Below are 8,794 nucleotides of genomic sequence, written 5' to 3' on the forward strand. Positions count from 1 at the left end.
TTAAACCGTTGTCCGTTTTCTGATGACGATCGGTTCATCGACCGTTCCACGAATGACCTGTCCACGTTTCACGACCACTTCTTTGTCTAAAATGGCGTTCTCGACGACAGCCCCTTCTTCGATGATCGACTTGGATAAAATGATTGAATTTTTGACGCGCGCATGTTCACTGATGACCACACCCCGGAACAAAATGCTAGTTTGGACTTCTCCACTGATTTTACATCCATTGGCGACTAGCGCTTCATTCACTTTCGCCCCTTTCAAGTAGCGAGTCGGCGGCTCATGTTTGATCTTCGTGTAAATATGAGGGAAGTCGTAGATGATTCCTTCTTGGCGAAGTAAGCGCATACTTTCATTATAGTACGAAAGCACCGAGTGAATCACCTGCGTTTTACCCGTATAGTGATATCCATGAACGTGGAGACGGTGGAGCTGAGGACGAATAACGCCGTCTAACAAGTCATACTCCCCTTTTGACGTCGCTTCATCGACGAGGCGGAGGAATAAGTTTTTCGACATAACGATCGTTTCTGTATATGCATGCTCATCGTCCGGGCTAAAGCCGCGCTCCCCGATCCCGACGACACGGTCGTTTTCCCCGAGTCGAATCGGACGACAGTAGCCACATTTTTGTTCATGCTCCGTGTAGGCGAGCGTGATGTCCGCACCCATCGATTTATGATGTTCGAGCATGTTTTGATAATCGATTGTCGTCAACACGTTCGAGCCGGTAATGACGACGTAAGCTTGTTTGCTGCGCACGAAGTGTTCCCGGTGCATCGCGAAGTTCGCTAAATCTCCGAGATAGGCTTCGCCATCCGGTTTAAGCGCCGGCGGGAAGATATGCAATCCGCCTTGTGAGCGGTCAAGATCCCACTCTTTGCCTGATCCTACATGGTCCATTAAAGAACGATACTTATCAAGTGTAAAAATCCCAACTTGATCGATACCTTGGGTAATCATATTCGTCAATGTAAAGTCGATGAGACGATAGCGCCCCGAGAACGGGACAGATGCTAAGTTGCGATGTCCCGTTAACTCCGGGAATAACCCTTCTTCGGTACCTAAGTTGATGATTCCTAACAAATCATTCGTCAACAATAACGCCTCCTTGCGTCGGTCTATTTTAGTATCAAGCACGTTGCTTGAAGACTGTTCCACTTTCGATATTTTCATGCGGCTCGATGACAACGATGTCACCCCCCGGCTCACCAACTGTCGCGCCGTCTTCAATGACGGCACAGCTAGCGACAATGGCTCTATGAATTGTAACGTCTTTCCCGATGCGGGCCCCTGGCATGATGACGGAGTCTTTCACAAGCGACCCTTCACCGACACGCACGTCATAGAACAAGACCGAATGTTGGACTTCTCCTTCGATTCGGCATCCTTCATTGATGACCGACTGCTCGACACAAGCATCTTTTCCGATGAATTGCGGCGTTTGGTTCGGGTTGACCGAGTAAATTTTAAAGTCTGGGTCATATAAATCGAACGGAGGATCTTCTTCGAGCAGGTCCATGTTCGCTTCCCATAGTGACTGGATCGTACCAACGTCTTTCCAGTAGCCTTTGAATTTATAGGCGAAGACGTTCAATCCGTCGATAAGCGTGTTTGGAATGATGTTCTTCCCAAAGTCAAAGCTTGACGTCTCGTCTTCCGCGTCTTGAATCAAGTGTTCGCGCAACACTTTCCAGTTGAAGATATAGATCCCCATCGACGCCAAGTTGCTCTTCGGCTTCTCAGGTTTTTCATCGAATTCGTTAATACGCAAATCATCGCTCGTATTCAAGATTCCGAAGCGCGGTGCTTCATCCCATGGGACGGCCATGACTGAAATCGTCACATCGGCTTGTTTTTCTTTGTGGAAATCGAGCATCTTCTCGTAATCCATTTTGTAAATGTGATCTCCCGATAAGATCAACACGTACTCCGGATCGTAGTCATCGATATAGCTCAAGTTCCGGTAGATCGCATTCGCAGTACCTTCGTACCAGTTTTTCCCCGACTGAGCTTGGTATGGCGGCAAGATAGCTAATCCGCCATTGCGGCGATCTAAATCCCAGGCAGACCCGATGCCGAGGTAACGGTTTAATTCTAACGGCTCATATTGTGTCAACACACCGACTGTCGTGATTCCCGAATTCGTACAGTTCGATAGTGGGAAATCGATAATCCGGTACTTCCCTCCAAAGTTGACGGCAGGCTTTGCCGTCTTTCTTGTGAGAGGCCCAAGTCTCTTGCCTTCCCCGCCAGCGAGGAGCATCGCAACCATTTCTTGCTTCATAGTACTGCCTCCTAAATTCATAATATAAACCTCTAATACCCTTTTTCGCTGTTTCCTAATGTATTCCTGCTTAAATTATTATATGATAGCGTTTACATTTTTAATTTTATTGAAAGTTTGACGATATAATGAATAGAGAAAGAGGTGAGACGATGAGAGCATGGCTCGGGGTTGTGTTTATTGCTGGATTGGTTGCCGTCGGCTTCACAGTCAGCGGAGCTTTAAAAGAAGAGATTGACCAAGCGAAAACGATTGTCGAGTGGGGTGAAGAGGCCGTCAGCTCCGCTCCGCTCTCATCGAAACATGCTGTCACGCTCACTTATAAAGGAGGGGCGGAACAGCTGTACTTGAACGGTCGCCGCAACGACGTCTCCGTCAATGGGCTTCCGAATCACATCCGTGAAGCAATCATCGTCATTGAGGACCGGAAGTTCAACGCCCATCCCGGCTATGACCTCGGAGGGATTGCCCGAGCGTTCATCAATAACGCCAACGAATCGTCGGTCCAAGGCGGGAGCACGATTACCCAACAACTGGCCCGAAACGTTTATTTAACGCACGAACGGACGTATGAGCGCAAAGTAAAGGAATTAATGATCGCACGAGCGCTTGAAAAAAATTATAGTAAAAAAGAAATTATGACCGCCTACAGCAACGTCATTTTCTTCGGTCATAACGTCTATGGTATCCAGTCGGCGGCCGATACGTACTTCTCCCGTCCACTCGACGATTTGAACTGGAACCAGATCGCTTACTTGCTGACCGTGCCGAATAATCCGTCCCTTTACGATCCGCTTGACCCGTCGCCTGCCTTTTACGAGCGTAAAGATCGCATCCTCACGCAATTGAGAGATGCGGGCGTCCTATCAAAGCAAGCATATGATGCGTTTCACGGCGTCAAACTCAAGGCCTCTTATCGCAGCCACAAAGTCCGCTATCCAGACTATATGGACACGGTCATGAAAGACGCGGTCCGCCTCGTCCGTACACGTTATGACCTCGATGAAGAGGCGGCCAAAAACTACTTGGCGAGCAATAAAGCGACAGTCGAAACGTATTTGTCCGTCGAACGTCAAAACCAAGCGAAACAAGTGATGAGCCGCTTACCGAACGGCTTGAACGGGGGCTATGCCGAATTGACGCCGAACGGGCGCATCGTCGCCCTCGTCGATTCTGATATGAAGCAGAGTGGTGAATTCAACCGGGCCACCCAAGCGTACCGGCAGCCGGGCTCGGCTATAAAACCTGTCCTTGTGTTTGCGCCTTACATCGAAGAGACCGGAGCGACGCTCGATACGGTGCTTGACGGACGACCTGTCTGTTACGGGACGTATTGCCCGACGAACAGCGGCAACCGTGTCCTAGGCGACGTCACGCTCCAAGATACGATCGCTTACTCGTATAACACACCGGCACTCGCCGCGTTCACGGCGATCGACCAAGAGCGAGCGTACGAGACGGCCGACATGATGTTCAGCCAGTGGGATCCAGCCAAGGACAGCAATCTCGCGAGCGCGCTCGGCGGTCTGACACAAGGAGTATCTCCGAAGGAACTCGCTGCCGCGTACACGCCTTTTCTCAATAAAGGTGTGTACGTATCTGGTCAGACGATTAAAGAAATCCGCTTTGCTTCGGGCGTCCCGACAATCAGCCCGGACATGATGAAACAAGCCGTCTGGTCGGACGAGACGGCCTCGGCGATGCAAGAAGCGTTATCTGCCGTCACAACGTACGGGACGGGACGTTACGCCGGCCAGATCAAGCGCCCTTACGTCGGAGGCAAGACCGGCACGACCAACTCGCATAAGGACATGTGGTATGTCGGCTTGACCGATCAGACGATCACGGCAATCTGGCTCGGTGCCGACACGCCGCGTCCGTTCCCGGAGCTTGCCAACCGGGCGTACCCGGCTATCGTTTGGACAGAGGCGCATCGCTAAAAAACAAGGCTAGAGGATGAGTCCTCTAGCCTTGTTTCGTCTGTCTGTATGTTTTCAGATGGACCAGCCACTCTTCTCCTGTCACAGTGTTCATAAGATGATATCCCCGACCGAGTTAAACAGCCTGAGGAGCGCCCAAACGAGCCCGCTTAACAGAATCGCCCACATCATCGCTTGAATCAACAAGAGCCCGATTGCTCGAAGTGTCGACATCAACTGGCTGACTTGCCAAATGTAGTAGAATAAATAGACGACAAACGTGCCAAGCAAGACCGCAATCGCTGCCGGCAGTGAAGTCAAAAACAAAAAACTGACACCTGAACCGACCAAGAAAATTGTCGCTCCTGGCTTTAAGCGATGGAGCGAGCTCCCGTTCGTCTCACGCGCAAAAAATGCGAAACCGAGTTGGTTAAACGTATCGGCGACGAGTTTAAAGGCGCTAAACAGCATGAAGTATATCGTGAAGAACATGACGAGCACGAGGATCTTCGTCTCTTGGACAGACAACAGCGCGATGATTTCACTATACACCCCGACACGCGTCAGCCATTGAATGGCGTATTCAGATGTGGCGATAGCGAGTGACATCGAAAAAAGAATGATCCCAATCAACGGGGCGTAGCTTAACAAGTACACATTTGTTTTCATATCGGCTCTCATTTCACAAAAATTTCTCATATTCAGTGCAAATCTATTATCAAGTATATTATAATATTCGTAGTCACGGAGAACAAAAGGGGGATTTTTAAATGGGATTATTACTAATGGTCGGAATCAGCGTCGCCTTCCTTGCGGCGATCTTAACAGCAGGATACAACAGAAAACCTGAAGGTAATCAATAAGAGCCGCGATTCTCACGAATCGGGCTCTTTTTTCTTACTTTAATCCCGCATAACCTTGTTGGCGTAGCGCCTCATAGACGATGATGGCCGCCGTGTTCGAGACGTTGAGCGAACGGACGAGGTTTGACTGGGGCAAGCGGATGCAGCGGTCAAGGTTGTCCTCGATCACTTCCATCGGCAAGCCTTTCGTCTCACGTCCGAAGACGAAGAAATAGTCCTTCTCGACGTCAGACACGTCAAGGTCACTCGGATACTGTTCGCCGTACTTTGTAATATAGAAAAACTCGCCGTCCGGATGTTGTGCCCATAGTTCGTCAAGCGAGTCATGGTAACGGACGTCAACGAACTGCCAATAGTCGAGGCCGGCCCGTTTTAACATTTTGTCATCCGTCGAGAAGCCGAGCGGACGAATCAGATGGAGCACCGAGTTCGTTGCCGCACACGTCCGCGAGACGTTGCCCGTATTTGCCGGGATTTCCGGTTGAAACATTACTACATGGTTAGCCATAATCTATTCCTCACTTCACTTGTTCGATATCGAGTAATCGTTGTTTTTGATCGAGCCCGCCCGCAAAACCCGTGAGCTGTCCGCTGCTGCCGACGACACGATGGCATGGGAAGATGACAGGCAGCGGATTACGGTTCAACGCCTGGCCGACGGCACGGACTGCTTTCGGACGTCCGATCTGCTCCGCGATTTGTTTATACGTCCGCGTCTCACCAGACGGGATCGTCAACAGCGCATCCCACACTTCTTGTTGGAAAACCGTCCCGTTCATGTCAATCCAGGCGCGGTCAATTGCTTGGAGTCCTTCCCGTTCGACCCGTTCTATCATGTCGACGAGCCACATCGGTGCGCTCCCATCTGCCTGTTCTGTTTCCGCAAAATCTAACGCAATTAATTTCCCCTGCTCATTTAATTCGTATGATAACGTTCCCCATTTAGATGACACGGTCTTCACGTTCCCACTCCTCTCGGAATATACGAATCTCTTCTTTAACCAGTTCTGATTGCTCTACGCGTTCGATCTCTTGATAGATTGCTTCGGCATCAGTACCGAGAATCGCACCGATCGCCCAGACAGCCGTCGCCCGCATGTCTTCACGCTCATCGGTTTGAATGAATGTTTCGAGCACCGAGACGGCTGACGGTTCACGGTAATGTGCGAGCGCTAAGATCGCGTTACGTTGAATCGGCTTCTTGCCGCGCCACGAGCCGGACAAGTGACCAAACTTCGCCTTGAACTCGCGGTTACTCAAGCTGAGTAGCGGTTCGAGCAGAGGTTTGACGACTTCTGCCTCCGGCAACAGTTCCTCGTGATGGCGCCAATCTTTCTTACGGTTATATGGACAGACTTGTTGGCACGTATCACAGCCGTAAAGGCGTCCACCAAGCTTTGAGCGGAACTCTCTCGGCATGAGCGTCTTCATCTGGGTCAAGTAAGCGATGCAGCGTTTGGCGTCAAGCACACCCGGTTCAACGAGCGCCGTCGTCGGACAGGCGGTCATGCATTTATCACAGTCCCCGCACCCGTCCTCGATTGCTGTATCGGGCGGCAGATACGTGTCTAAAATCATCTCGCCCAAGTACAAGTAAGATCCCTTCTCCGGCGAAATGATCGAGCAATTTTTTCCACTAAACCCGATTCCGGCCCGTTCGGCCACAGCCCGGTCAACGAGTTCACCCGTGTCGACCATCGAGCGCGTTTTGACGCCGGGAACGAGTTCTTCGATATACACTTGAAGCTGTTCAAGCCGTGAGCCGACGGCGCGATGATAGTCAAGCCCCCACGAGGCACGCGCGAACAACCCACGCCGTTCACCTACCACGCTTCGGGGCGCATCTTTCAATTTGCTCGGGTAGGCAACCGCAATCGCAATGATCGACTGGGCGTCCTCTAACAATAGTTCAGGCGTCGTCCGCTTATCAAGATCCGGTTCTTCAAATCCTGAAGCGAAGTCTTTCTCTTGTTGTTTGATGAGCCGTTGTTTCATGACGATGAACGGATCGGCCGTCGTCACTTTCAACTCATCGATCCCGATTGACGCAGCGTACTCGACAATCTGTTGTTTTAGTATCTCAGGAGTCATCCCATTCATCACCTCACTCTTCTTATTTTCGCATACAAAAAATCTCCCCGCCACTAAGGGCAGAGAGATATGAAGCGGGTGAAGAGAATCGAACTCTCGTCATCAGCTTGGAAGGCTGAGGTTTTACCATTAAACTACACCCGCAGAGAGTACCGGTGGTCGGAGTCGAACCGACACTCCAGAGGAACACGATTTTGAGTCGTGCGCGTCTACCAATTCCGCCACACCGGCATATTATGTTGGAGGCGCCAGTCGGAATCGAACCGACGATAGAGGAGTTGCAGTCCTCTGCCTTACCACTTGGCTATGGCGCCAAAGAGATTAAATGGAGCGGAAGACGGGATTCGAACCCGCGACCCCGACCTTGGCAAGGTCGTATTCTACCACTGAACTACTTCCGCAAAATGGCTGGGCTGGAAGGGATCGAACCTACGCATGTCGGAATCAAAATCCGATGCCTTACCACTTGGCTACAGCCCAACAAAATGGGGCGACTGAAGGGAATTGAACCCTCGAATGCCGGAATCACAATCCGGTGCGTTAACCACTTCGCCACAATCGCCATAATAAACAGGGGCAGCAGGAATCGAACCCGCGCTGACGGTTTTGGAGACCGTAGTTCTACCGCTAAACTATGCCCCTAAAGTGGTGGGGGGGGGCGGATTCGAACCGCCGAACCCGAGGGAGCGGATTTACAGTCCGCCGCGTTTAGCCACTTCGCTACCCCCCCACATGGTGGCTTTGGACGGAATCGAACCGCCGACACAAGGATTTTCAGTCCTTTGCTCTACCAACTGAGCTACAAAGCCATGTATGTAGTAATTTAGTTAAATAAAAAAATGGCGGTCCTGACGGGATTCGAACCCGCGATCTTCTGCGTGACAGGCAGACATGTTAACCGCTACACCACAGGACCAAAGCTAATTGCGGGGGCTGGATTTGAACCAACGACCTTTGGGTTATGAGCCCAACGAGCTACCAGACTGCTCCACCCCGCGACGATATAAAATTTAAATGGTGACCCGTACGGGAATCGAACCCGTGTTACCGCCGTGAAAGGGCGGTGTCTTAACCGCTTGACCAACGGGCCATAATTAGTATGGATAAACTGGCGGAGAGCAAGGGATTCGAACCCTTGAGACGGTTGTGCCGCCTACACGAATTCCAATCGTGCTCCTTCGGCCACTCGGACAGCTCTCCAAAGAAGAGAAAAAGTGGCTCCGCAAGTAGGATTTGAACCTACGACCTACCGGTTAACAGCCGGTTGCTCTACCACTGAGCTATTGCGGAACGATCTTGCCTGGCAACGTCCTATCCTCACAGGGGGAGACCCCCAACTACTTTCGGCGCTGAAGCGCTTAACTTCCGTGTTCGGCATGGGAACGGGTGTGGCCGCTTCGCTATCGCCACCAGACAAGTATTATATTAACATCATTTAACAGTGACGTCAATATGTTTTTAAGAGATTGAACTCTCAAAACTGAAGATTCATCAATACAAACCATTTCTAGATCAAAGCCTCGACCGATTAGTATCATTCAGCTCCACACGTCGCCGTGCTTCCACCCATGACCTATCTACCTCATCGTCTCTGAGGGGTCTTTCTTGATTGCTCAAAGGGAAATCTCATC

General features: G+C 50.8%; 7 protein-coding genes, 14 tRNA genes and 2 rRNA genes. 1 reads left to right on the plus strand and 22 read right to left on the minus strand.

The features are described from left to right. Together glgD and EVJ32_RS10120 are read right to left on the minus strand one after the other, a co-directional pair. Window positions 1-1,101, minus strand: a complete 1,101-nt coding sequence (gene glgD, locus EVJ32_RS10115; RefSeq protein WP_131458147.1) for a glucose-1-phosphate adenylyltransferase subunit GlgD — start codon at window positions 1,099-1,101, stop codon at window positions 1-3. 34 nt (window positions 1,102-1,135) lie between these two features. Then, a complete protein-coding gene (locus tag EVJ32_RS10120; protein WP_131458149.1) occupies window positions 1,136-2,290 on the minus strand; it encodes a glucose-1-phosphate adenylyltransferase in 1,155 nt (384 codons plus the stop codon). A gap of 152 nt (window positions 2,291-2,442) precedes the next feature. Here EVJ32_RS10120 and EVJ32_RS10125 point away from each other — a divergent pair, with 152 nt between their 5' ends. Continuing rightward, the gene (locus EVJ32_RS10125) at window positions 2,443-4,230 is read left to right on the plus strand and encodes a transglycosylase domain-containing protein (protein ID WP_236634124.1); all 1,788 of its coding nucleotides are present in this window, start codon (window positions 2,443-2,445) and stop codon (window positions 4,228-4,230) included. Between the two features lie 90 nt (window positions 4,231-4,320). On the opposite strand, the gene EVJ32_RS10130 is transcribed toward EVJ32_RS10125, so the two are convergent. The 20 genes from EVJ32_RS10130 to EVJ32_RS10225 form a co-directional block, all read right to left on the minus strand. Further along, on the minus strand, window positions 4,321-4,878 hold the full coding sequence (locus tag EVJ32_RS10130; protein ID WP_131441616.1) for a DUF5366 family protein: 558 nt from the start codon (window positions 4,876-4,878) through the stop codon (window positions 4,321-4,323). A 228-nt stretch (window positions 4,879-5,106) separates the two neighbouring features. Then, complete coding sequence (trmL, locus tag EVJ32_RS10135; protein WP_131458153.1) at window positions 5,107-5,580, minus strand: tRNA (uridine(34)/cytosine(34)/5-carboxymethylaminomethyluridine(34)-2'-O)-methyltransferase TrmL; 474 nt, start codon at window positions 5,578-5,580, stop codon at window positions 5,107-5,109. 10 nt (window positions 5,581-5,590) lie between these two features. After that, entirely contained in the window at window positions 5,591-6,025 is a 435-nt protein-coding gene (locus EVJ32_RS10140; protein WP_131458163.1) for a methylated-DNA--[protein]-cysteine S-methyltransferase, read from the minus strand. After that, window positions 6,015-7,163 (minus strand): tRNA epoxyqueuosine(34) reductase QueG, encoded by a 1,149-nt coding sequence (queG, locus tag EVJ32_RS10145; RefSeq protein WP_131458165.1) that lies wholly within the window; start codon window positions 7,161-7,163, stop codon window positions 6,015-6,017. Before queG ends, EVJ32_RS10140 begins: the two co-directional genes overlap by 11 nt. Before the next feature lie 73 nt (window positions 7,164-7,236). Beyond that, window positions 7,237-7,307: transfer RNA gene (locus tag EVJ32_RS10150), tRNA-Gly, on the minus strand. A gap of 6 nt (window positions 7,308-7,313) precedes the next feature. Next, window positions 7,314-7,394: transfer RNA gene (locus EVJ32_RS10155), tRNA-Leu, on the minus strand. A gap of 9 nt (window positions 7,395-7,403) precedes the next feature. Next, window positions 7,404-7,477: transfer RNA gene (locus EVJ32_RS10160), tRNA-Cys, on the minus strand. A 12-nt stretch (window positions 7,478-7,489) separates the two neighbouring features. Next, window positions 7,490-7,564, minus strand: a tRNA-Gly gene (locus EVJ32_RS10165). A 4-nt stretch (window positions 7,565-7,568) separates the two neighbouring features. After that, window positions 7,569-7,643 (minus strand) — tRNA-Gln (locus tag EVJ32_RS10170). A gap of 6 nt (window positions 7,644-7,649) precedes the next feature. Beyond that, window positions 7,650-7,725, minus strand: a tRNA-His gene (locus EVJ32_RS10175). 9 nt (window positions 7,726-7,734) lie between these two features. Beyond that, window positions 7,735-7,805, minus strand: a tRNA-Trp gene (locus EVJ32_RS10180). A 4-nt stretch (window positions 7,806-7,809) separates the two neighbouring features. Continuing rightward, a tRNA-Tyr gene (locus EVJ32_RS10185) sits at window positions 7,810-7,893 on the minus strand. Between the two features lie 3 nt (window positions 7,894-7,896). After that, window positions 7,897-7,972: transfer RNA gene (locus EVJ32_RS10190), tRNA-Phe, on the minus strand. A gap of 31 nt (window positions 7,973-8,003) precedes the next feature. Further along, window positions 8,004-8,079, minus strand: a tRNA-Asp gene (locus EVJ32_RS10195). A gap of 8 nt (window positions 8,080-8,087) precedes the next feature. Then, a tRNA-Met gene (locus tag EVJ32_RS10200) sits at window positions 8,088-8,161 on the minus strand. Between the two features lie 17 nt (window positions 8,162-8,178). Then, a tRNA-Glu gene (locus tag EVJ32_RS10205) sits at window positions 8,179-8,253 on the minus strand. 19 nt (window positions 8,254-8,272) lie between these two features. Next, window positions 8,273-8,363: transfer RNA gene (locus EVJ32_RS10210), tRNA-Ser, on the minus strand. A 15-nt stretch (window positions 8,364-8,378) separates the two neighbouring features. Continuing rightward, window positions 8,379-8,453, minus strand: a tRNA-Asn gene (locus EVJ32_RS10215). Between the two features lie 8 nt (window positions 8,454-8,461). Next, window positions 8,462-8,577: ribosomal RNA gene (rrf, locus tag EVJ32_RS10220) — 5S ribosomal RNA — on the minus strand. 94 nt (window positions 8,578-8,671) lie between these two features. Further along, a 23S ribosomal RNA gene (locus EVJ32_RS10225) occupies window positions 8,672-8,794 on the minus strand; the annotation flags it as partial.

This window comes from Exiguobacterium sp. SH5S4 (assembly GCF_004337045.1).
GTDB classification, from domain to species: domain Bacteria; phylum Bacillota; class Bacilli; order Exiguobacteriales; family Exiguobacteriaceae; genus Exiguobacterium; species Exiguobacterium aurantiacum_A.